The organism is Actinosynnema sp. CS-041913 (assembly GCF_050942485.1).
Taxonomy (GTDB): Bacteria; Actinomycetota; Actinomycetes; order Mycobacteriales; family Pseudonocardiaceae; genus Actinosynnema.
In genome coordinates this window covers 1,593,421-1,613,771 of the sequence record NZ_CP192037.1, presented here as the reverse complement: position 1 = coordinate 1,613,771, position 20,351 = coordinate 1,593,421, and the positions used below count along the sequence as shown (strand labels likewise).

22 protein-coding genes are annotated in these 20,351 nt (G+C 70.7%); 10 read left to right on the top strand and 12 right to left on the bottom strand.

Features of this window, described 5'->3' with window-relative positions; translation table 11 throughout:
• The gene (locus ACQPZF_RS07920; protein WP_433274472.1) at window positions 1–225 is read right to left on the bottom strand and encodes a hypothetical protein; all 225 of its coding nucleotides are present in this window, start codon (window positions 223–225) and stop codon (window positions 1–3) included.
• 71 nt (window positions 226–296) lie between these two features.
• On the opposite strand from ACQPZF_RS07920, the gene ACQPZF_RS07915 reads away from it, so the two are divergent.
• The gene (locus ACQPZF_RS07915) at window positions 297–1,262 is read left to right on the top strand and encodes a zinc-binding dehydrogenase (protein WP_433269781.1); all 966 of its coding nucleotides are present in this window, start codon (window positions 297–299) and stop codon (window positions 1,260–1,262) included.
• A gap of 7 nt (window positions 1,263–1,269) precedes the next feature.
• Here the strand turns inward: ACQPZF_RS07915 and ACQPZF_RS07910 are convergent, their stop codons facing one another.
• Window positions 1,270–2,115, bottom strand: a complete 846-nt coding sequence (locus ACQPZF_RS07910) for a LysR family transcriptional regulator (protein ID WP_433269779.1) — start codon at window positions 2,113–2,115, stop codon at window positions 1,270–1,272.
• 70 nt (window positions 2,116–2,185) lie between these two features.
• On the opposite strand from ACQPZF_RS07910, the gene ACQPZF_RS07905 reads away from it, so the two are divergent.
• Together ACQPZF_RS07905 and ACQPZF_RS07900 are read left to right on the top strand one after the other, a co-directional pair.
• Window positions 2,186–3,121 (top strand): DMT family transporter, encoded by a 936-nt coding sequence (locus ACQPZF_RS07905; RefSeq protein ID WP_433269777.1) that lies wholly within the window; start codon window positions 2,186–2,188, stop codon window positions 3,119–3,121.
• Between the two features lie 44 nt (window positions 3,122–3,165).
• Window positions 3,166–4,632 (top strand): amino acid permease, encoded by a 1,467-nt coding sequence (locus ACQPZF_RS07900; RefSeq protein ID WP_433269775.1) that lies wholly within the window; start codon window positions 3,166–3,168, stop codon window positions 4,630–4,632.
• Here ACQPZF_RS07900 and ACQPZF_RS07895 read toward each other — a convergent pair.
• From ACQPZF_RS07895 to ACQPZF_RS07885, 3 genes are all read right to left on the bottom strand, one after another.
• Window positions 4,624–6,246 carry a DUF885 domain-containing protein gene (locus ACQPZF_RS07895; protein WP_433269773.1) on the bottom strand — a complete coding sequence of 541 codons (1,623 nt, stop codon included), beginning with the start codon at window positions 6,244–6,246 and terminating at the stop codon, window positions 4,624–4,626. The two genes, ACQPZF_RS07900 and ACQPZF_RS07895, sit on opposite strands and share 9 nt — an antisense overlap.
• 28 nt (window positions 6,247–6,274) lie before the next feature.
• The gene (locus ACQPZF_RS07890; protein ID WP_433269771.1) at window positions 6,275–7,312 is read right to left on the bottom strand and encodes an NAD(P)H-dependent flavin oxidoreductase; all 1,038 of its coding nucleotides are present in this window, start codon (window positions 7,310–7,312) and stop codon (window positions 6,275–6,277) included.
• A gap of 114 nt (window positions 7,313–7,426) precedes the next feature.
• A complete protein-coding gene (locus ACQPZF_RS07885) occupies window positions 7,427–8,935 on the bottom strand; it encodes a chitinase (protein ID WP_433269769.1) in 1,509 nt (502 codons plus the stop codon).
• Between the two features lie 107 nt (window positions 8,936–9,042).
• Here ACQPZF_RS07885 and ACQPZF_RS07880 point away from each other — a divergent pair, with 107 nt between their 5' ends.
• A complete protein-coding gene (locus tag ACQPZF_RS07880; protein ID WP_433269767.1) occupies window positions 9,043–9,474 on the top strand; it encodes an HD domain-containing protein in 432 nt (143 codons plus the stop codon).
• A gap of 32 nt (window positions 9,475–9,506) precedes the next feature.
• Here ACQPZF_RS07880 and ACQPZF_RS07875 read toward each other — a convergent pair whose 3' ends face one another.
• Window positions 9,507–10,007 (bottom strand): Uma2 family endonuclease, encoded by a 501-nt coding sequence (locus tag ACQPZF_RS07875; RefSeq protein ID WP_433269765.1) that lies wholly within the window; start codon window positions 10,005–10,007, stop codon window positions 9,507–9,509.
• A 156-nt stretch (window positions 10,008–10,163) separates the two neighbouring features.
• Window positions 10,164–12,005 carry a translation elongation factor 4 gene (gene lepA, locus ACQPZF_RS07870; protein WP_433269763.1) on the bottom strand — a complete coding sequence of 614 codons (1,842 nt, stop codon included), beginning with the start codon at window positions 12,003–12,005 and terminating at the stop codon, window positions 10,164–10,166.
• Between the two features lie 105 nt (window positions 12,006–12,110).
• Between lepA and ACQPZF_RS07865 the strand changes: the two genes are divergently transcribed.
• Window positions 12,111–12,545 (top strand): type II toxin-antitoxin system PemK/MazF family toxin, encoded by a 435-nt coding sequence (locus ACQPZF_RS07865; protein WP_433269761.1) that lies wholly within the window; start codon window positions 12,111–12,113, stop codon window positions 12,543–12,545.
• 76 nt (window positions 12,546–12,621) lie between these two features.
• Complete coding sequence (locus ACQPZF_RS07860) at window positions 12,622–13,218, top strand: class I SAM-dependent methyltransferase (protein WP_433269759.1); 597 nt, start codon at window positions 12,622–12,624, stop codon at window positions 13,216–13,218.
• Here ACQPZF_RS07860 and ACQPZF_RS07855 read toward each other — a convergent pair.
• From ACQPZF_RS07855 to ACQPZF_RS07845, 3 genes are all read right to left on the bottom strand, one after another.
• A complete protein-coding gene (locus tag ACQPZF_RS07855; protein ID WP_433274471.1) occupies window positions 13,195–13,563 on the bottom strand; it encodes a VOC family protein in 369 nt (122 codons plus the stop codon). The genes ACQPZF_RS07860 and ACQPZF_RS07855 overlap by 24 nt on opposite strands.
• A 468-nt stretch (window positions 13,564–14,031) precedes the next feature.
• Window positions 14,032–14,496, bottom strand: a complete 465-nt coding sequence (locus ACQPZF_RS07850) for an N-acetyltransferase family protein (RefSeq protein WP_433269757.1) — start codon at window positions 14,494–14,496, stop codon at window positions 14,032–14,034.
• Between the two features lie 31 nt (window positions 14,497–14,527).
• Window positions 14,528–15,619 carry a winged helix DNA-binding domain-containing protein gene (locus ACQPZF_RS07845; RefSeq protein ID WP_433269755.1) on the bottom strand — a complete coding sequence of 364 codons (1,092 nt, stop codon included), beginning with the start codon at window positions 15,617–15,619 and terminating at the stop codon, window positions 14,528–14,530.
• 123 nt (window positions 15,620–15,742) lie between these two features.
• Here ACQPZF_RS07845 and ACQPZF_RS07840 point away from each other — a divergent pair, with 123 nt between their 5' ends.
• The 3 genes from ACQPZF_RS07840 to ACQPZF_RS07830 all read left to right on the top strand — a co-directional run bounded on the left by ACQPZF_RS07840 (window position 15,743) and on the right by ACQPZF_RS07830 (window position 17,803).
• On the top strand, window positions 15,743–16,666 hold the full coding sequence (locus tag ACQPZF_RS07840; RefSeq protein WP_433269753.1) for an SPFH domain-containing protein: 924 nt from the start codon (window positions 15,743–15,745) through the stop codon (window positions 16,664–16,666).
• 1 nt (window position 16,667) lies between these two features.
• Window positions 16,668–16,904 (top strand): hypothetical protein, encoded by a 237-nt coding sequence (locus ACQPZF_RS07835; RefSeq protein WP_433269751.1) that lies wholly within the window; start codon window positions 16,668–16,670, stop codon window positions 16,902–16,904.
• Window positions 16,905–17,023: 119 nt separating this feature from the next.
• Window positions 17,024–17,803: a VOC family protein gene (locus ACQPZF_RS07830; RefSeq protein ID WP_433269749.1), complete on the top strand. Its 780-nt coding sequence runs from the start codon at window positions 17,024–17,026 to the stop codon at window positions 17,801–17,803.
• Between the two features lie 9 nt (window positions 17,804–17,812).
• Here the strand turns inward: ACQPZF_RS07830 and ACQPZF_RS07825 are convergent, their stop codons facing one another.
• On the bottom strand, window positions 17,813–18,613 hold the full coding sequence (locus ACQPZF_RS07825) for a sulfite exporter TauE/SafE family protein (protein WP_433269747.1): 801 nt from the start codon (window positions 18,611–18,613) through the stop codon (window positions 17,813–17,815).
• A 251-nt stretch (window positions 18,614–18,864) separates the two neighbouring features.
• Between ACQPZF_RS07825 and rpsT the strand changes: the two genes are divergently transcribed.
• Window positions 18,865–19,125: a 30S ribosomal protein S20 gene (rpsT, locus tag ACQPZF_RS07820; protein ID WP_184693058.1), complete on the top strand. Its 261-nt coding sequence runs from the start codon at window positions 18,865–18,867 to the stop codon at window positions 19,123–19,125.
• 176 nt (window positions 19,126–19,301) lie between these two features.
• On the opposite strand, the gene holA is transcribed toward rpsT, so the two are convergent.
• Window positions 19,302–20,282 carry a DNA polymerase III subunit delta gene (holA, locus tag ACQPZF_RS07815; protein WP_433269745.1) on the bottom strand — a complete coding sequence of 327 codons (981 nt, stop codon included), beginning with the start codon at window positions 20,280–20,282 and terminating at the stop codon, window positions 19,302–19,304.
• Between the last annotated feature and the right edge of the window lie 69 nt (window positions 20,283–20,351).

The window sequence follows — 20,351 nt, the reverse complement described above, 5'->3', positions numbered from 1 at the left end:
CTACGAAGGCCTGCCCGCGTCCACCTTCTCGGGCTCGGCGGCGGGCTCGGCGGGCGGCACCGGGTTGAACCGGGAGGACGCGTTGTCCACCAGCCGGTCGATCAGCCGCGCCGCGCCCAGGCACAGCGGCAGCAGGACACCCATGACCAGCGCGAACTGGAACGGGAACGGCAACTGGGCGAGCCACAGCTCCACCCCGTCCCACCACTGCGCGATCGCCTCCAGCACACCCCGAGCGTACTGCCGTGACGTGGTTCACCGCACAGAGATTCCTACCACTGGGTAAGTTCCGGGGCATGTTCGCCGTCTACGCAGCCGAGCCGAGCCCGCAGGACCCCCTCGCCGCACTGCGGGTGGGTGACCGCTCCGATCCCGAGGCGCCGGCCGGCTGGGTCCGGGTCGGCGTGCGGGCGGCCAGCCTGAACATGCACGACCTGTGGACGTTGCGGGGCGTGGGCATCAAGGCCGACAAGTTCCCGATGATCCTGGGCTGCGACGGCGCGGGCGTGCTGGACGACGGCTCCGAGGTGGTGCTGCACTCGGTGATCGGCGACCCGGCGTGGACCGGCGACGAGACGCTCGACCCCGGCCGCACGCTACTCACCGAGAAGCACCAGGGGACGTTCGCCGACTACGTGGTGGTGCCCGCGCGCAACGTGCTACCCAAGCCCGCCGGCCTGTCGTTCGCCGAGGCCGCCTGCATGGGCACGGCGTGGCTGACCGCGTACCGGATGCTGTTCGTGAAGTCCGGGCTGCGGCCGGGCCAGACGATGCTGGTGCAGGGCGCGTCCGGCGGTGTGTCGACCGCGTTGGTCCAGTTGGGCCGCGCGGCGGGCTACCGGGTGTGGGTCACCGGGCGCACCGAGGAGAAGCGGGCACTCGCGGAGAACCTGGGCGCGCACGCCACGTTCGAGTCCGGCGCGCGGCTGCCCGAACGGGTGGACGCGGTGTTCGAGACCGTCGGCAAGGCCACCTGGTCGCACTCGATGAAGTCGCTCAAGCCCGGCGGCATCGTGGTCATCTCCGGCGCGACCAGCGGCGACGCCACGGCGGCCGAGTTGCAGCGGCTGTTCTTCCTGCAGCTCCGGGTGGTCGGCTCGACCATGGGCACGCGGGAGGAGCTGGGCGACCTGCTGGCGTTCTGCGCCCTGAACGGCCTGCGCCCGCAGATCGGCTCGGCGCTGCCGCTGGAACGGGCCGAGGAGGGCCTGCGGGCGATGCTCGACGGCGAGACCGCCGGCAAGATCGTCTTCACCCGCTGACGAGACCTCACCCCACCGAGGCCACCAGCGCGGTCACCGCCGGGTGCCACTCGCGGCCCGGCGGACCGCTGACCACCAGCCGGCGGACCACCCGCCGGCGCAGCGGCACCAGCACCAGTCCGGGCGGCAGCATGGCCGCGATCAGGCCGGGCACGATGGAGATGCCGACACCGGCCCGCACCATCGCCAGCAGCGTCCCCAGCTCGCGCACCCGGTGCACGGGGTTGAACGGCAAGCCCTGGTGCGCCTGCCGGGCGTGCCGCTCGCACCCGCCGCAAGACAGCAAAAACGGGTCGTCCGCCAGCTCCGCGACGTCGACCGCGTCCTCCCGCGCCAACGGGTGGTCCTCGCGCAGCAACGCGTGGAAGGCGTCCTCCCCCACCACGACACCGCGGCCGGGCGGCGGGTCCACCACGACGGCGGCTTCGACGGTCCCGTTGCCCAGCCAGTCGGCGACCTCGTCGTCCTCGCCCTCGAACACCCTGATCCGCACGTGCGGGAACTCCGCCCGCCACCGGGCCAGCAGGTCCGGCAGCAGCCCCTGGCACACCGTGGGCGGCGCGGCGAGCTTGACGGTGCCCTGCGCCAGCCCGCCCCGGCGCGCGGCCAGGTCGGTGATCGCGACGGACGCGGCCACCGCCGACCGGGCGTGGGCCAGCACCTCCTGCCCGAACGCGGTCGGCCGGGGCCGGCCCTGCCGGTGCAGCACGGGGTGGCCGAGGGTGCGCTCCAGCGCCGCCACGGCGTGCGAGACGGCGGACTGGGTGATGCCCAGCGACTCGGCCGCAATGCCGAACCCGCCCTCGTCGACCACCGCGAGGAACGCGCGGAGCTGCGCGAAGTTCAGCGCCATGAGTCACTCTCATCTCGGATGACTGAGCACTTGTTGGACTCATCCTGCCTGGTCGGGTGATTCTCCCCCGGTGCGAAAGCGATGGGTGGGGAAGTTCGTCCTGCTGTCGGCCATCTGGGGCGGCAGCTTCGCCCTGATCAAGGTGGCGGTGGACGCGGGCGTGCCGCCGGTGTGGGTGGCGCTGTACCGGTGCCTGTTCGGGGCGCTCACGCTGTGGGTGGTCTGCGCGGCGCAACGGCGGCCCGTGCCGCTCGACCGGCGGACGTGGGGCCACGCGCTGGTGGTCGCCGCGCTGCTCAACGCGGTGCCGTTCACGCTGCTCGCGTACGGCGAGACGATGGTCAGCTCCGTCCTGGCGGGCGTTTTCAACGCCACCACACCGCTGACCACGCTGGTGTTCGTGCTGCTGATCGTGCCGCAGGAGCGGATCACCCGGACGAAACTGGCCGGGATCGCGGTGGGCTTCGCGGGCGTGCTGGTGGTGCTGAAGGCCTGGGAGGGCCTGGGCGACGACCTGCTCGCGGGCAGCCTCGCGTGCCTGGGCGCGACGTTCTGCTACGGGGCCGGTTTCGCCTACACCAGGCGGTTCTTCTCCGCCGGTCCGCACTCGGCGAGCGCCCTGTCCGCCGTGCAGATCACCTGCGCCACGGCTCAGCTCGCGCTCGCCGCCCCGGTCGTCGGCGGGCTCCCCGCGTGGCCCGGTCTGCCCGCCGCGGCGGCGCTGGTCGTGCTGGGCGCGGCGGGCACGGGCCTGGCGTACGTGCTGAACCTGGACGTGATCCGCGGCGCGGGCCCGACGATCGCCTCCACGGTCACCTACGTGACACCACTGTGGTCGACGGCGCTGGGCGCGCTACTGCTTTCCGAACCCGTCGGGTGGAACACCCTGACCGGTGGTGCGATCGTGGTGGCGGGTGTCCTGCTGGCCCGCAAGCCCGTCAATCATCCGATAGGACAACAGACGTCCGGTCAGGTGGTGCGATCGAACAAACCCGGTGACAGTTGACGCGCGTACGGTTCGCCGCACACAACCACCGAGGGAGCAAGCGAATGACCTCCGTGCAGGGCGGCTTCGGCCGGGGCTCGGGCATGTTCCGCCGCAAGCCCATCGAGCAGATAACCGAGGACAAGGGCACCGCGCTCACCCGGACCCTGGGCCTGTGGCAGCTCACCGCGATCGGCATCGGCGGCATCATCGGCGCGGGCATCTTCTCGCTGGCGGGCGCGGTCGCGAACAAGACCGCGGGGCCCGCCGTGCTGATCTCGTTCCTCATCGCGGGCATCGCCAGCGCGGCGGCGGCGTTCTCCTACGCCGAGTTCGCGGGCCTGATCCCCAAGGCCGGCTCCGCCTACACCTACGGCTACGCCGTGCTGGGCGAGATCGTCGGCTGGTTCATCGGCTGGGACCTGCTGCTGGAGTACACCGCGATCGTGGCGGTGGTCGCGATCGGCATCTCCGGCTACTTCAACGAGCTGTTGAACCTGCTCGGCCTGGAGCTGCCGGTGTGGATGCTCGGCGCGCCCGGCACGGAGACCGGTGACGTGGCGGCCGGCAGCTACAAGGTGAACCTGTTCGCGGTCGTCCTGTGCCTGCTCATCGCCTACGTGCTGAACATGGGCATGAAGAACGCGGCGCGCTTCGAGACCGTCCTGGTGTACCTGAAGGTCGGCATCGTCCTGCTGGTGATCATCGTCGGTGTCTTCCACATCAACACCGCCAACTACAACCCGTTCTTCCCGTTCGGCCTGTCCGGCGCGTTCACCGGCGCGGCCACGGTGTTCTTCGCGGTGTTCGGCTACGACGCGATGAGCACGGCCGCCGAGGAGTCCAAGGACTCGCAGCGGCACATGCCGAAGGCGATCATCTACTCGCTGGGCATCTCCATGGTGCTCTACGTGCTGGCCTGCCTCGTGCTCACCGGCATGGTCAACTACAAGGACGTGGACGCCGAGAGCGCGTTCGCCACGGCGTTCTCCGACGTCGGCCTTCCCGCGCTGGGCATCATCATCTCGGTCGGCGCGGTGCTGGGCATCACGACCGTGCTGTTCACGTTCCTGATGGGCGCGGCGCGCGTCGGCTACTCGATGTCCCGCGACGGCCTGCTGCCGAAGTGGTTCGCCAAGACCCACCCGGTCAAGCACGTGCCCACCCGCACCACGTGGGTGCTGGGCATCGCGTCCGCCGTGATCGCGGGCTTCCTGCCCATCGCGGAGGCCGCCGAGCTGACCAACATCGGCATCCTGCTGGCGTTCGTGGTGGTCTGCATCGCCGTGGTCGTCCTGCGCTACAAGCAGCCGAACCTGCCGCGCACGTTCAAGACGCCCGGCATGCCGGTGGTGCCGATCATCGGCGTGGTGTTCTCCCTCTGGCTGATCACGTTCCTCGCGCCGGAGACGTGGCTGCGGTTCGCCATCTGGTTCGCCATCGGTCTGATCATCTACTTCGCCTACAGCAAGCGGAACTCCGCGATGGAGAAGGCGCCGAGCGAGCCGCCGGCCGGCGGTTCGTCAGACTGAGTCGCACCACCCGTCGACCACGTCGGCGAGCACGGCCATCGGGAGCGGACCGCCGCCGAGCACGAGGTCGTGGAACGCCCTGATGTCGAAGCGGTCGCCCAGCTTGCGTTCCGCCTCACCGCGCAGGCGCTGGATCTCCAGCCGCCCCACCATGTAGGACAGCGCCTGCGCGGGGTTCTCGATGTACCGGTCCACCTCGGAGAAGATGTCCACGTCCGGCATGACGGCGTTGGCCCGCAGGTAGTCCACGGCCTGCTGCCGGGTCCAGCGCAGCGCGTGCAGGCCGGTGTCCACGACGAGCCGCGCGGCGCGCAGCGAGTCCGCCGACAGCATCCCCAGCCGGGCCACGTCGTCGCTGTACAGACCCATCTCGTCGGCCAGCCGCTCGGTGTAGAGGGCCCAGCCCTCCAGGTACGCCTCGATGGACGCGAACCGGCGCAGCATCGGCAGCTCGGTGAGCTGCTGCGCCAGCGCGATCTGGAAGTGGTGGCCGGGCACGCCCTCGTGGAACGCGGTCGCCTCGGCGCTGAACCGGTCGCGCTGCTGCGCCTCGTGGGTGTTGACGAAGTAGGTCCCCGGTCTGGAGCCGTCCAGCGCGGGGTCCATGTAGTAGGCCAGCGGCGCGTTCGGGGCGTCCGCCGCGGGCACCGCCTCCACCGCGCACCGGGCCGCCGGGACGGTGCCGAACCAGTCGCCCGCCACCTGCTCGGCGCGGGCGATGGTCTCCTTGGCCAGCACCAGCATCTCGTCGGCGGTGGCCCAGCGCAGCGCCGGGTCGTCCAGCAGCCGCGCCCGCACCTCGGCCGCCGGGATCGGGCCGAACACCCGCGCGCCGATCTCCTCGTACTCCCGGTCCAGCGCCTCGATCAGGTCCAGCCCGATCCGGTGCAGCCGCTCGGCGGTGTGGTCGGTCGTGGTGTACATCCGCACCAGTCCCGCGTACAGCTCGTCGCCGCCGGGCAGCCAGCACAGGCCCGGCTGGTCCGCGGAACGGCCGCGCGGCTCGATCTCGACGTGCAGGAAGTCCCGGTACCGGGCGAACGCCGGCCGCACCGAGCCGGCCAGCAGCTCGGTGCACTCGGCGGCGAACCCGGTGTCCCTCAACGGCGTCGCCAGCGGGTCGGCGTCCTCGGCGAGGTAGCGGTCCAGCCGGGCCACGGCCGCCGCCACCAGGTGCGCGATCGGGCGGCGGCTCGACTCGCGCTGCCGCTTCGCCAGCGCCTCCAGGTAGCGCGGCAGGCCGGCCAGCCGGGTCAGGTAGTCGCGTCGGCCCCGGTCGTCGGTGGGCCGGGTGAGCGGCAGGGCGTTCAGCAGCAACGCCACCGGCGCGTTCAGGCCCTCGGCGTGGGTGTGCTCGATGAGGTTGGCGTCGACCTTGCGGGCCAGCGCGGCGGCCTGCTGCACGACGACCGCGCGGGTCACCGGGTCGTCCTCGACGGACCGCGCACGGGCGGCGATCTCCTCGGCCCGGAGGCACACCGACCGGTCCGCCTCGGCGCTCGGGTCCGGCAGCTTGTCGTCCCAGCCGGGGATGCCCAGCAGGGTCGCCATCACCGGATCGGCGTCCAGGGCCACGGCCAGCAGGTCGTCGGCGAGTTCGCGCGCTGTCGTCACCCCGCCATTCTCACCCGCGGAACCGTTGCTACAGCGGCGGAATTCGCATGCTCGCGGCGGACAGCGCCTGCCTCGCCTCGGCCCGCAGCCGGGCCACCACCTCGGCGGCCGGAGCCGGTCGGACCAGCGCGTAGGTCTGCCCGGCCCACAGCGACATCAGCTCCGGGTCGCCGGTCGCGCGCACCGGTTTGGTCAGGTGGTGCACGTCCGGGTAGGCCGCCGGCGCGTGCGGGCCGTTGTCGACGAGGAACCGGTTCACCAGCCCGCGCGCCGGACGTCCGCTGAACGCCCTGGTCAGCGCGGTGCGGCGGGTGCCGTCGGCGAGCGCCTCGCGGTACGCGGCCGAGGTGCCCGCCTCCGGGCAGGACAGGAACGCGGTGCCGAGCTGCGCCGCCACCGCGCCCGCCGTGACCACCGCCGCCACATCCGCGCCGTGCACCAGGCCGCCGGTGGCGATCAACGGCAGGTCCACCCGGGCGCGGACCAGACGGAGGGCCGCCAGTACGCCGAACAGCTCGCCGCCACCAGGTGAGATCCCGTCGTCCGCGAACGTTCCGCGGTGCCCGCCGGCGTCGCAGCCCTGCACGCACAGCGCGTCCGCCCCGACTTGTGCGGCCTGGCGCGCCTCGGCGGGCGTGGTGACCGTGACCACGACCGTGGAGCCGGCCGCGTGCAGCCGCCGCACGTCGTGCGCGTCGGGCAACCCGAACGTGAACGACACCACCGGCACCCGCATCGCCATCACGAGTTCGAGCTTCGCCGCGTACCCGTCGTCGTCCCAGCGCGGCTCGCCCGGCTCCGCGCCGGACTGCGCCCGCACCCGCTCCCGGTAGCCGCTCAAGTCCACTGTGGACTGTGGTCCGGGCACGAACAGGTTGACCCCGAACGGCTTGTCGGTCAACGCGGTGGTAGCGGTGACCTGCGCGGCGACCGCCTCCACGGAGAGGTAGCCGGCCGCCAGGAAACCCAGGCCACCCGCGCGGCCGACTTCGGCGACCAGCTCCGGCGTGGACGCGCCGCCGGCCATGGGCGCGGCGATGACGGGCACTTCGAGTCGGTCGAGCATGACACCGACGATAACCCGCCATTTGGCGGAACTCCCGGCCGGCCTCCAGCGGTTCCCGGTGGCCGCGGGCCCTCCCCGCCACGCCGCCGCGGGCGTGGCGGGGAGGCCCTCAGATCACGGCAGCGTGTCGAGGTGAGGCGCCACCGTGTTGGCGAACCGCCAGCTCGCCGACGCGTCCCAGTTGATCGACCAGGTCATCGCGCCGCGGATGCCGGGCCAGGTCTGCGACGGCTTGAAGGAGCCGCAGCTCGTGCCCTTGGCGAGGCAGTCGAGCGCCGCGTTGACGTTGGCCGGGGACTGGTAGCCGCCGCCCGCGCCGGACGGCGAGGCGGGCAGCCCCAGGCCGACCTGGTCGGGCCGCAGGCCGTTCTGGAGCTGGATGCAGGCCAGGGCGACGAGGAAGTCGACCGTGCCCTGCGAGTAGACCTTCTGGTCGCAGCCGAGCATCGTGCCGGAGTTGTAGTACTGCATGTTGACCACCGTGAGGATGTCCTTCACGGCCAGCGCCAGCTTGAAGTACTCCTGCCCGGTCGACTGCATGTCGATGGTCTGCGGCGCCATCGTGATGACCTTGCCGCCGCCGGCGTGGATGCTGCGCAGCGCCGAGCCCATGTGGGTGGCGTTGATGCCGTTCTCCAGGTCGATGTCCACGCCGTCGAAGCCGTAGTTCGAGATCAGGCTCCGCACGCTGTTGGCGAACGCGCTGGAGGACGCCGAGTCGCCGACCCAGATGGTGCCCTTCTCGCCGCCGACCGAGATGATCACCTTCTGGCCGCGGGCCTGGAGGGTGCGGATGTCGGCCTTGAACTGGGCGTCGGTGTAGCCGCCGAGCTTGCTCGACAGCGTCGGGTCGAGGTTGAACGCGACCGCGCCCCGGGTGGCCGGCACGGCGTCGGCGAACGCGACCGCCACGATGTCGTACGTGGTGGGCACGTCGGCCAGCTTGAGCAGCCGCGAGCCGTTGTCGAAGTTGTGCCAGTAGCCGGTCAGCACGTGCTTGGGCAGCGTCGGGTCCGGCGGCCGGGTGGTCGTGGTCGTCGTGGTGGTGGTCGACGTCGTGGTGCTCGTGCTGGTCGAGGTGGAGGTGCTGGTGGACGTCGGCGTGGTGGTCGACGTCGGCGGGTTCCCCGGCCCGTCCAGGCTCACGTCGTCGATGTAGAAGGTGGGCTGGCCGTACCAGCCGTGCAGGTAGATCGTGACGCTGCTCGCCGACGCGCCGCTGGTGAAGTCGATGCTGAGCTGCGTGAAGCCGCTCGCGCCGGGCGTCCAGGTGCTCTTGTCGCCGCTGCCGGTGCCGGTCACGCCCATGTAGATGTAGCTGCCCTGCACCCAGGCGGTGAGCTTGTAGGCGCTGTTGGGCCGCACCTCGACGGTCTGCGAGCAGCGGGCGTTGTCCGAGCCGGCCGGGGTGGCCGACAGCGCGTGCGAGCCGCTGCGCTTGGGCGTGGTGACCACGCCCGCCGTTCCGGAGCACGTCCAGCCGCTGGTGCTGCCCGCGTCGAAGCCGGGGTTGGCGACCAGGTTGGCGGCCGACGCGCTGCCCGCGACCACCAGGGTCAGGCCGGCCACGGCCAGCACACCGGCCAGCACGGCGACCAGAGCGCGTCTAGTCCTCGAAGCCACGTCCACCTCCACGGAGTCCATCGGCGGCCTTGCCCAGCAGGTGACGTGGGCCACTGGCAAAATGGACTAGACCACTGTGACTTGTCAAGGGTGTGACCATGGGCGGCATGCCGTTCACCGTTGATGACGCCATCAGGATCGCCCGCGCGGCACACGACGGACAGGTCGACAAGTCGGGCCGGCCGTACATCGACCACCCGCTGCGGGTGATGGGCCGGGTGTCCGGCGAACACGCCCGGATGGCGGCCGTGCTGCACGACGTCCTCGAAGACACCGCCGTGACCGCGGACGACCTGCGGGCGGCCGGCTGCCCGACCGGCGTGGTGGACACCGTGATCGCGCTGAGCCACCTCCCGGACGAGCCCCAGGAGGACTACCTGCGCCGGGTCGCGGCCGATCCGGTGGCCGTGGCGGTGAAACGCGCCGACATCGCGGACAACACGTCACCGCCCCGCCTGGCCCTGCTGGACCAGCCCACCCAGGACCGCCTGCGAGCCAAGTACGCCCGCGCCCTGCACCTGCTCGACACGCTCACGTAGCGGTCGCTCACATAACGGTCACTTCAAGGACTTCACTTCAGGGAGCCGAGCAGTTCCACCGGCACGACCCGCACGGGGAACGGCCGCACCGCGTCGAATGGATCGTCCCCCTTGACCTCGGCCACCAACTCGTAACGGCCATCGGCGTCGAGTTCGAACACGGTGAGCTTCAGCTCTCGCGGGTCGATCATCCAGTAGCTCGGCACACCCATCCGCTCGTACACGGACTTCTTGAGGTTGGCATCGACCAGCACGGAGCTGGGTGAGAGCACTTCCACCGCGAGCAGCGGTGCGACCGGGAGCAGCTTGTCGGTGAGGTCGACGTCTCGCGCCACCAGGACGTCCGGCTGCAACTCGGTCGACGTGGACGGCCGAACCGCGAACGGCGCGGGCAGCACGTGCAAGTCGTCCGGGCACTCCGCGTCCAAGCGGACGACGAGCTTCGCGACGACCTTCTGATGCCGCAGACCAGGTGCCGGGCTCACCAGGAGGTGCCCGTCGACGAGTTCGTATCGGCGGCCGTCATCAGGCATCCCCTCAAGGTCGTAGACCGTGTAGGGACGTCCATCCATGTCTACTGGCATGGCAGTCATAGTCCCCCCTTTCCTGTCGGTTCGCCAACCATCCCAGAGGGGTAAGACAATTCCATTACCTGATCTGCGCACGTCACCCGAAAAGGTGTCGACGGGCTACTTCTTCTTGTCCTTGCCGGAATCGTCGGTCGACAACGCGGCCACGAAGGCTTCCTGGGGCACCTCCACCCGGCCCACCATCTTCATCCGCTTCTTGCCTTCCTTCTGCTTTTCCAGCAGCTTCCGCTTACGCGTGATGTCACCGCCGTAGCACTTGGCGAGGACGTCCTTGCGCATCGCGCGAATCGTCTCGCGGGCGATGACGCGGGATCCGATGGCGGCCTGGATCGGCACCTCGAACTGCTGCCGGGGAATCAACTCGCGCAGCTTGGTCGCCATCTTCGTGCCGTAGCCGTAGGCGTGGTCCTTGTGCACGATCGCGCTGAACGCGTCGACCGGCTCCCCCTGCAACAGGATGTCCACCTTGACCAGCTCGGCGTCCTGCTCGCCCGACTCCTCGTAGTCCAGCGACGCGTAACCGCGCGTGCGGGACTTCAGCGCGTCGAAGAAGTCGAAGATGATCTCGCCCATCGGCATGGTGTAGCGCAGCTCGACGCGGTCCTCGGACAGGTAGTCCATGCCGCCGAGCTGGCCGCGCTTGGCCTGGCACAGCTCCATGATGGCGCCGATGTAGTCGCTGGGCGCGATGATCGTGCACCTGGTGATCGGCTCGTACACCTCGGCCCGCTTGCCCTCCGGCCAGTCGGACGGGTTGGTCACGACGTGCTCGGAGCCGTCCTCCATCACCACCCGGTAGACGACGTTGGGCGCGGTGGAGATCAGGTCCAGGCCGAACTCGCGCTCCAGCCGGTCCCGGGTGATCTCCAGGTGCAGCAGGCCCAGGAAGCCGCAGCGGAAACCGAAGCCGAGGGCCGCCGACGTCTCCGGCTCGAAGGTCAGCGCGGCGTCGTTGAGCTGGAGCTTCTCCAGCGCCTCGCGCAGCAGGGGGTAGTCCGACCCGTCCACCGGGTACAGCCCCGAGTAGACCATCGGCCGCGGCTCGCGGTAGCCGGCCAGCGGTTCCGTCGCGCCCTTGCGCTCGGAGGTGACCGTGTCGCCGACCTTCGACTGGCGCACGTCCTTCACGCCCGTGATGAGGTAACCCACCTCGCCGACGCCCAGCCCGCGGCTCGGCTTCGGCTCGGGCGAGATGATGCCGACTTCGAGGATCTCGTGGGTCGCGCCGGTGGACATCATCTTGATGCGCTCGCGTGGCGTGATCTTGCCGTCGACCACCCGGATGTAGGTGACCACGCCCCGGTAGGTGTCGTACACCGAGTCGAAGATCATCGCGCGGGCGGCGGCGTCCGCGTCGCCGACCGGCGCCGGCACCCGCCGCACGACCTCGTCCAGCAGGGCGCCGACACCGAGACCGGTCTTCGCGGAGACCCGCAGCACCTCCTCGGGCTCGCAGCCGACGATGTGGGCGAGCTCCTTGGCGTACTTGTCCGGGTCGGCGGCGGGCAGGTCGATCTTGTTCAGCACCGGGATGATGGTCAGCTCGTTCTCCATCGCCAGGTACAGGTTGGCCAGCGTCTGCGCCTCGATCCCCTGCGCCGCGTCGACCAGCAGCACGGTGCCCTCGCACGCTTCGAGCGCCCGCGACACCTCGTAGGTGAAGTCGACGTGGCCAGGCGTGTCGATCATGTGCAGGACGTGGTTCGAGCCCTCGAACTGCCACGGCAGGCGGACGTTCTGCGCCTTGATCGTGATGCCGCGCTCCCGCTCGATGTCCATGCGGTCGAGGTACTGCGCGCGCATCGCCCGCTCCTCGACCACGCCGGTGAGCTGCAACATGCGGTCGGCCAGGGTCGACTTGCCGTGGTCGATGTGCGCGATGATGCAGAAGTTCCGGATGAGCTCCGGAGGCGTGAACGTCTGATCGGCGAACGTGCTCACTCAGGTTCCTCGCACGGGACGGACAAAGGGGATCGACCGAATCATCTCACGTCCCGCCGACCAGCAGTTCCCACCCGACGTGACCGAGGCCATAAGCTGCCCGCCGTGCGCACGAACGGTGAGGACCCGCGCCCGGCCAGGGGCGCGGTACGCGAAATCTACCCGACCGCCACGGCCGCCGCCTTGGCGTACTCCCCGGACCTGGACGGCCTGGCCGACCCCGGCGAGGTGGTCTGGGCCTGGGTTCCCTACGAGGAGGACCCGACGCGGGGCAAGGACCGCCCGCTGCTGGTGGTGGGCCGCCACCGCCGGGCGTTGCTGGCCCTGATGCTGACCAGCAAGGCCCCGGGCCGCCACGAGGAGGACGACCACCTCCCCCTGGGGTCGGGCCGCTGGGACCGCGACGGCCGCCCGTCCTACCTGCGGCTGGACCGCGTCTTCGAACTGGACGAGGACGACCTCCGCCGCGAGGGCTCGGTCCTGGAACCGGAGCGCTTCACCCTCGTGGTGGCCGCTCTGCGCCGCCTCGGCTGGCGCTGACCCGAACGCCGGCGACAGGGGACGGCTCCGGGCGATCCCCGATGCTGGAAGCGCCCGCGCCACCCACCCTGGAGGCATGGCGACGAAACTGATGAAGGCGCTCGACGTGGCGTTCGGGCACCCGCGGGGCAAGGTCGGCGAGCTGGGTGGCCGCGTCATGGCGAAGGTGAACGCGAAGGTCGAAGCGCACGCCGTCGACGTGCTGGGCCCGACGGCCGACGAGACCGTGCTGGTCGTCGGCCCCGGTCCGGGCGTGGGCCTCCGGCTGGTGGGCGAGCGGGCGTTCAAGGCGATCGGCGTCGACCCGTCCGAGGTGATGCTGGACAAGGCGCGGGAGCGCTGCGCGGACCTGATCGTCGCGAGCCGGGTCGAGCTGCGCGAGGGCACGGCCGCCCGCACCGGCCAGGAGCCGTCCTCGGTGGACGCCGTGGTGTCGGTCGACAACCTGCAGGTCTGGGACAACCGCCCGGCGGCGTTCCACGAGCTGTTCCGCGTGCTCAAGCCGGGCGGGCGGCTGATCGTCTCGGCGCACCGCTGGGCGCTGGGCGTGTCGGAGTACGACCTGATCAAAGAGGCGGAGGCGGCCGGCTTCACCGAGGTGCGCACGTCCCTCCAGCAGCACGGCGGCATGATCCCGCCCGCCGTGCAGCTATTCGCGAACGTCCCGGCGTAGCGGGTGCTCCGGGGGGATCTCGACGAGCGCGATGCGCACCCCGTCCGGGTCGGCGATCCACAGCTCGTCCAGCCCCCACGGCTCCCGCCGCGCCGGGCGGACCACGTGCCCGGCCAGTTCCTCAGCGGCTTTTTGCAGGTCACGAACCTGGAGCCAGAGCTGCACGGCCTCGGTGGGCGCGCTGTCGGACCGCCCCGACACCTCCAGGAACCCGGACCCGAGGAAGAACACCGTGCCACCGGGAAACTCCCGGTACACGGCCAGCCCCAGCACGTCCCGGTAGAACGCCCGCGCCCGCTCCGGATCGCGTGACCGCACCAGCACCCGGCTGCTCAGCACCTCCACCCGCACACCTCCGAACGCTCCACACCGGCGCCTCCACACCGGCGCCTTGCACCGCGACCCGATCACCGCCGCCACCCCGGCCACCACGATCACCGCGACCACACAGATCTCGCGCCAGTGCCGCCGAGCCAACAGCACCACATCCGCCCGCCGACGCAACGCGTAAGGCGCGAGCAACAGGGTCTCGAACACCACCACAGCCGCACCGACCAGGCCCAACGCATGCGGTCTCTCATCGAACAGGACGACCGCGAGCACCACCGTCAGCAACGGCCCGGTCCCCCGCGCGTACGCGTCAGCCGGGTTCCTCCAGGCTTTTGTCCCGTCAGATGACCGCAGGCCCGTCCAAGGCCTCCGGCGGTGCCGCTCGGACCAGCCCCGTCGCCCTGGTTGTGGGATCTTTCCAGGCGGACGACAGCGGAACCCTAGGCACTGTCGTACCCACCCCAACCAGTGGCGAACGCGCCGTCAGGCCGAAACGTCACACACCATCCGCACGTGCGGAAAGGGGCCGTCACCGACCTCGACCTCCCGCCAACCCCGCCCGGCGTAGAACCGGCGGGCACGCTCGTTGGGCTCGAACACGTCCAGGTAGGCCGTCGTCACGCCGGCCGCGCGCCAAGCCGCCACACAGGCGTCGTGCAGCGCACCGCCCACCCCACGTCCCCAGTGCGCCGGATCGACCTGCACCTGCAACAACTCGTCCCCCACCACCAGCGCGAAGCCCGCCACCACCCCATCCAGCTCGGCACACAGCCACACCCGCCCCGGACGGTCGAACCGGTAGCCGGTCGCCCGGGCCGTCGCCTCCCACTCGGCGAGTTCCGACTCGGGCAGATGACCCTCGTAGTAGCTGCGCCGCGCCTTCACGTGCACGTCGACGATGGCCGGCGAATCGGCTTCGACCGGCGGCCGGATCGCGATGCCCCCCATACGCCCCAGGACGCGCGACCCGCGATGAGGTTCACCGGACGAACCGCACCTCGTGTTTCGTGGCCTCGGGAGCCAGGAAGTCCAGCAGCGCACGCCCTTCCTTCTCGACTTCGTCCTCCGTGGACAAACGCTGGAACGGCCGCACCTCCAGCACGGTGACGTCCTTGGTCCGACTCACTTTCCAGTCGCCCGCCGTCACACCGTCGACCAGGAAGAACTGCGGCACCGGCCCGTGCGGGTCGTAGTTCTGCGCACGCACGTCGTCGGTGACGACCCGCCGGCGGTCCGCGTAGGACAGCAGCAGGTTGTCGAAGTCGTACAGGAACCGCACCGGGGCCGGGGTGTCCTCGTCGGGACGGAGCGCGTCGGGCAGGTCGAACAGCTCCTGGCCCTCCTCACCGGCGAACCGGATCAGCGGCAACTCCTCCACGACCTCGCGCAACCTGGTCAACCCGGACCAGGTCTGCACGTCCTTCACGGTCGCCGGGCCGAAGGCCGCCAGGTACCGCAGGACCATGTCGGACGCGGAAGGCCGGTCGGTGACGCTCGCGCCGAGCCACGTCTCGACGCTGGTGTGCGCGATCGGGCCGCTGCGCCCCCACAGCCCGCGCGGCGGGACCTGGACCAGCGGCACCTGGCAGCGGATCGCGTAGGCGAGCGCGGCGGGCGCCCGGTCCGACCACGTCCGGTGCAGCAGCGCGCCGAGTTCCTTGTTGGTGCGCGGCTTCTCGGCCAGCAACTCACGGCCGGCGGCGACCACGGCGGCGACGTCGAGCCCGCGCATGTCACGGCCGTGGGTGAAGTTCCGGAACAGGTCGCGGTCCAGCACGGGCTGGGCGAGGGGGCGCAGCGCCAAGGCGTCCGCCGCGGTGACCAGGTGGATGGTGGACCGCATCAGCGCGATGCGGACGAGTCCGCGGTCCACGAGCAGGTCGGCGGCGTCCTCGGGGCGGAAGCCGGCGATCCGCGTCCACAGGCCCGTGTACCAGGTGTGCGGCGTCTGGGCCTGGAGGCCGACCAGGTGGGAGACGACCTCCGGCACCGGCCGCGCGGCGCGTTCGAGCAGGAACTGGCGGGCCAGCGTGGCGCGGTTGAGGGCTCGACGGCTCAGTACCTCGGTCATGTCGTCCAAGGTAGAAGACATTGCGGACAACTTCTGTCCCTGTTGTCGGGCGACTTGCCTCGGCCGTGCGAAAAGTGATATCACTTTGCTAAGCAAGCGATAGACGAATGAGGGGTGTAGACGATGGATGCGTCGACCGAGGTGATCGTGCGGATGCCGGCGCCGGCCGTGCGGGAGCGGGAAGCGACGGAGGCGTCCGGCTGGACGATGCTGGTCGTGGCGGCGGGAGCGGTCCTGGCGGGCGTGGCGGTGGTCGTGCTCGGCTCACTGCCGGCGACCGGCGGCCCCAGCGTGCCGATGATCGTCGGCGGCGCGCTGCTGACCGGCGCCGGCGCCGTCCTGGGCAGCGGGCTGTTCACCGTCGCGCCGGGCGAGGCGCGGGTGCTCCAGTTCCTCGGCCGGTACACGGGCACCGTGCGCAAGGACGGTCTGCGGTGGGTGAACCCGTTCACCACGAAGGTGAAGGTGTCGACCAGGATCCGCAACCACGAGACGGCCACGCTGAAGGTCAACGACGCCGACGGCAACCCGATCGAGATCGCGGCGGTCGTCGTGTGGCAGGTGGACGACACGGCGCGGGCCATGTTCGAGGTGGACGACTTCGTGCGGTTCGTCGGCATCCAGACCGAGACGGCCGTGCGGCACATCGCGACCAGCTACCCGTACGACAACCACGACGAGACCGGGCTGTCGCTGCGGGAGAACGCGGACGAGATCACGGAGACCCTGTCGGTGGAGATCGCCGCCCGCGTGCAGGCGGCGGGCGTGAAGGTGATCGAGTCGCGGCTGACCCACCTGGCCTACGCTCCGGAGATCGCCCACGCGATGCTCCAGCGGCAGCAGGCGGGCGCGGTGGTGGCGGCCCGGCAGCGGATCGTGGAGGGCGCGGTGGGCATGGTGGAGCTGGCGCTGGCCAGGCTCGCCGAGCAGGAGGTGGTGGAACTGGACGAGGAGCGCAAAGCGGCGATGGTGTCGAACCTCCTGGTGGTCCTGTGCGGCGACCGCTCAACCCAGCCCGTCGTGAACGCCGGGTCGCTGTACCACTGACGTGGCGGAGCGCAAGAGCGTCCTGCTCCGCCTGGACCCGGCGGTGCACGACGCCCTGACCAAATGGGCGAACGACGAACTGCGCAGCACCAACGCGCAGATCGAGTTCCTCCTACGCCGGGCCCTGGCCGAATCGGGCCGCCTACCGTCAGGAACAGCAGCCCAACCCCGCCGGGGGCGTCCCCGCAAAACCCCCGACCCGGGCGACACACCCTCACCCACCCCACCGGACACCTGACCCACCGCTCATCGCCGCCCGGCCGTCCCAGCAGACGGCCGGGCGGCCTCACACCCGGGCCGACCCACCACGACCCAGCTCGACTCGCGGCCTGCGGTGGGCGGTGCGACCGTGTCCGGATGAGCGAGCTGAACGCCCCGTACGCGCCCGGCACCCCGGCGTGGGTGGACATGATGACCACCGACCGCGTGGCCACCATGGATTTCTACGGCGGACTGTTCGGCTGGGACTTCGAGATCGGCGGCCCGGAGACCGGGTACTACACGATGGCGCTGGTGCGCAAGAAGCCGGTGGCGGGCTTCGGCGAAATGCCGCCGGACGTGATGTTCCCGGTCGTGTGGACGACGTACCTGGCCACCGACGACCTGGACGAGACGCTGAACCTGATCAACTCCAACGGCGGCAAGCTGCTGGTGCCCGAGTTCGACACCGGAGGCCCCGGCCGGGGCGCGGTCGCGGTGGACCCGACGGGCGCGGCGTTCGGCCTGTGGGAGGCGGGCACGCACATCGGCGCGTACGTGGTGAACGAGCCGGGTGCGGTGGTGTGGAACGAACTCGCCACCCGTGATCCGGACGGCGCGGCCGAGTTCTACCGACAGGTGTTCGAGTCGGAGTTGGAGCCCCTGCCGGACCTGCCGTACACGCAACTGCACGTGGCCGGCCGCACGGTCGCCGGGATCTTCGGCATGGACGAGAGCATCCCGGCGGAGATCCCGCCGCACTGGATGACCTACTTCGCGGTGTCCGACGTGGACGAGACGGTCGACCGGGCACGTGACCTCGGCGGCATCCCGGTCGGGTCGATCGCCGAGTCGCGGTTCGGCCGGTTCACCACCCTGGGCGACCCGATGGGCGCGACGTTCAAGGTCATCCAGGTACCGCCGGCCAACCAGGGCTGACGCCAGGGCTCACCCGAGCGCCGCCTTCCAGCCGAGGCTGACCACCAGCGCGACCACGACGGTCAGGAACACCCGCCGCACGAACGCCGACCCCCGCCGCACCGCGAGCCGCGCCCCGAACACCGCGCCGGCGAGGTTGCACGCGGCGAGCACGAGGCCCAGGCCCCACAACACCTTGCCCGCCGGGATGAAGTACAGCAGCGCGCCCAGGTTCGTGGCGACGTTGACCAGCTTCGCGGTCGCCGACGCGCGCAGGAACGCGAACCCCAGCAAGCCGACGAGCAGGAACACCAGGAAAGCCCCGGTACCCGGCCCGGCCAAGCCGTCGTAGAAGCCGATCAACGCCCCGCCCAGCGCCATCAGGCCGATCTGCGCGACCTGCCGGAACCGCGGAGCTTCCGTGACGCCGAGTTCGGGCTTGCGCCACGTGTAGAGCCCGACGCCGACCAGCGCGACCAGCACGACCCCGTTGAGCACACCGGGCTGGAGGGCCCCGGCGAACGCCGCGCCACCCACCGCCCCACCGAACGCCGCGAAGGCCATCGGCAGCGCTGCCGGCCAGTCGATCTTGGTCTGCCGCGCGTAGGTGGTGACCGCGGAGGCCGTGCCGATCACCGACGCCACCTTGTTGGTGGCCAGCGCGTACAACGGCTGCCCACCGGGCCCGACGAGGAGCAACGCGGGCAACTGGATCAACCCTCCCCCACCCACCACGGCGTCAACCGCTCCGGCGAGCGCGGCGGCGAGGCAGAGGAACAGCAGGCCGGCGAGGGTGACCTGGCCGAAGCCCGGCCAGTCGAGAGCGGTCATCACCCGTTCAGCTTAATCGGACACGCGTACTGTTTAACGCGACGTTCACCACGCCGACGCGACCGCACAAGGCTCTGTCACGAGCCGGCGGCGGGCGAGCGTGAGCACCGGGTTCACGGTCGGATGAGCCGCCCTGATACCCTTCTCTGCCGTACCCGCGCGGCATTCCGCTATGGAGGAAACCCACCGTCAGGTGGGGCCGGTCACACAGCGCGGTACGACTCCGAGACCAAGGAAAAGGTGGCTTTCGCGTGGCGAACATCAAGTCCCAGTTGAAGCGGATCAAGACGAACGAGAAGGCGCGCCTGCGCAACAAGGCCGTCAAGTCGTCCCTCAAGACCGCCATCCGCAAGTTCCGTGAGGCCGCCGAGGCCGGCGACAAGGAAAAGGCCACCGCCCTCGCCCGCGAGGCCTCCCGCAAGCTCGACAAGGCGGTCACCAAGGGCGTGATCCACGCCAACCAGGCCGCCAACAAGAAGTCGGCGCTGGCCAGGCGCGCCAACCAGATCTGAGTCTGGACTTCCGACAGCGCCGCTCCCTCACCCGAGGGGGCGGCGCTGTCGCGTTCAGGCACCGTCGCCCCTGAGCGTTGTCGCGCTCGGACGCCAACCTTTTTCGGACGCCGACCCATTCGGGCAGCGCCCCAACACAGACCGCGAGCGCGAACGACAAACGTCGCGACGGAACGTCAGCGACGACCGTGAGCAGCGACGATCTTCAAAACCGCCCGCTCCAACGCGTAGCCGGAGTCCGCCGCGGCACCCTTGACGTCGGCGTTCAGATCCGCGACCACGGACATCACCGCCGCCAGGCCATCGCCCTCCCAGCCCCGGGCCTGCCCCTGCGCCTTCTTCACCTTCCACGGCGGCATGCCGAGTTCGCCGGCCAGCTTGAACGGGTCGCCCCGCCCCACCGCCGACACCCGTGCGATGGTCCGCACCGCGTCGGCCAGCGCGTCCGCCACCAGCACGTGCGGCACGCCGAGCTGAAGCGCCCAGCGCAACGCCTCCAACGCCCCGGCCCGGTCGCCCATCACCGCCTTCTCGGCCACCGCGAAGCCGGTCACCTCGGCCCGCCCGCGGTGGTAGCGGTGGACAGCGTCCGCGTCGACCTTGCCACCCGTGTCGGAGACCAGTTGGGACGCCGCCGCCGCGAGTTCCCTCAGGTCCGACCCGACCGCCTCGATCAGCGCACCCACCGCCTCCGCGTCGGCCTTGCCGCCCGCCGAGCGGATCTCGTTGCGGACGAACGCCTCACGGTCCGCCTGCTTCGTCAGCTTCGGGCACTCGATCACCGAGGCCCCCGCCTTGCGCAATGCCGTAGGAAGTTCCTTGGCCGCTTTGCTCCGCCCGCCACCGCTGTGGATGACGACGAGCGTCACCCCGTCGGCAGGCGCCTTGGCATAGGCGATGACGGCCTCGGCGATCTCCTTGCCGATGTCCTGCGCCGCCTCCAGAGCGACCACCCGCCCCTCGGCGAACAGCGACGGGCTCACCAGTTCGGCCAGCTCAGGCGGGGTGAGGTCAGTCACTTTGACCCGAGTCAGGTCGGCCTGCGAATCGGCTTCGCGAGCCACGTCCAGCGCCCTGCGCACAGCGCGCTCGACCAGCAACTCCTCCTCGCCGACGACCAGTTGTACGGAGTCTGGAGTGACTGCGGACGCGCTCACGACACCGATCCTCCCACGCCGCCGACAGCGTCCGGATGGTGGACGCATCTGGCTGCGGGTCGAGATCGT

Excerpts from the sequence above, each read along its gene's own strand:
- ACQPZF_RS07915 (WP_433269781.1), top strand. The coding sequence starts at position 297 with ATGTTCGCCGTCTACGCAGCCGAGCCGAGCCCGCAGGACCCCCTCGCC.
- ACQPZF_RS07910 (WP_433269779.1), bottom strand. The coding sequence starts at position 2,115 with ATGGCGCTGAACTTCGCGCAGCTCCGCGCGTTCCTCGCGGTGGTCGAC.
- ACQPZF_RS07900 (WP_433269775.1), top strand. The coding sequence starts at position 3,166 with ATGACCTCCGTGCAGGGCGGCTTCGGCCGGGGCTCGGGCATGTTCCGC.
- ACQPZF_RS07890 (WP_433269771.1), bottom strand. The coding sequence starts at position 7,312 with ATGCTCGACCGACTCGAAGTGCCCGTCATCGCCGCGCCCATGGCCGGC.
- ACQPZF_RS07880 (WP_433269767.1), top strand. The coding sequence starts at position 9,043 with ATGCCGTTCACCGTTGATGACGCCATCAGGATCGCCCGCGCGGCACAC.
- ACQPZF_RS07875 (WP_433269765.1), bottom strand. The coding sequence starts at position 10,007 with ATGCCTGATGACGGCCGCCGATACGAACTCGTCGACGGGCACCTCCTG.
- ACQPZF_RS07860 (WP_433269759.1), top strand. The coding sequence starts at position 12,622 with ATGGCGACGAAACTGATGAAGGCGCTCGACGTGGCGTTCGGGCACCCG.
- ACQPZF_RS07850 (WP_433269757.1), bottom strand. The coding sequence starts at position 14,496 with ATGGGGGGCATCGCGATCCGGCCGCCGGTCGAAGCCGATTCGCCGGCC.
- ACQPZF_RS07845 (WP_433269755.1), bottom strand. The coding sequence starts at position 15,619 with ATGACCGAGGTACTGAGCCGTCGAGCCCTCAACCGCGCCACGCTGGCC.
- ACQPZF_RS07840 (WP_433269753.1), top strand. The coding sequence starts at position 15,743 with ATGGATGCGTCGACCGAGGTGATCGTGCGGATGCCGGCGCCGGCCGTG.
- ACQPZF_RS07830 (WP_433269749.1), top strand. The coding sequence starts at position 17,024 with ATGAGCGAGCTGAACGCCCCGTACGCGCCCGGCACCCCGGCGTGGGTG.
- ACQPZF_RS07825 (WP_433269747.1), bottom strand. The coding sequence starts at position 18,613 with ATGACCGCTCTCGACTGGCCGGGCTTCGGCCAGGTCACCCTCGCCGGC.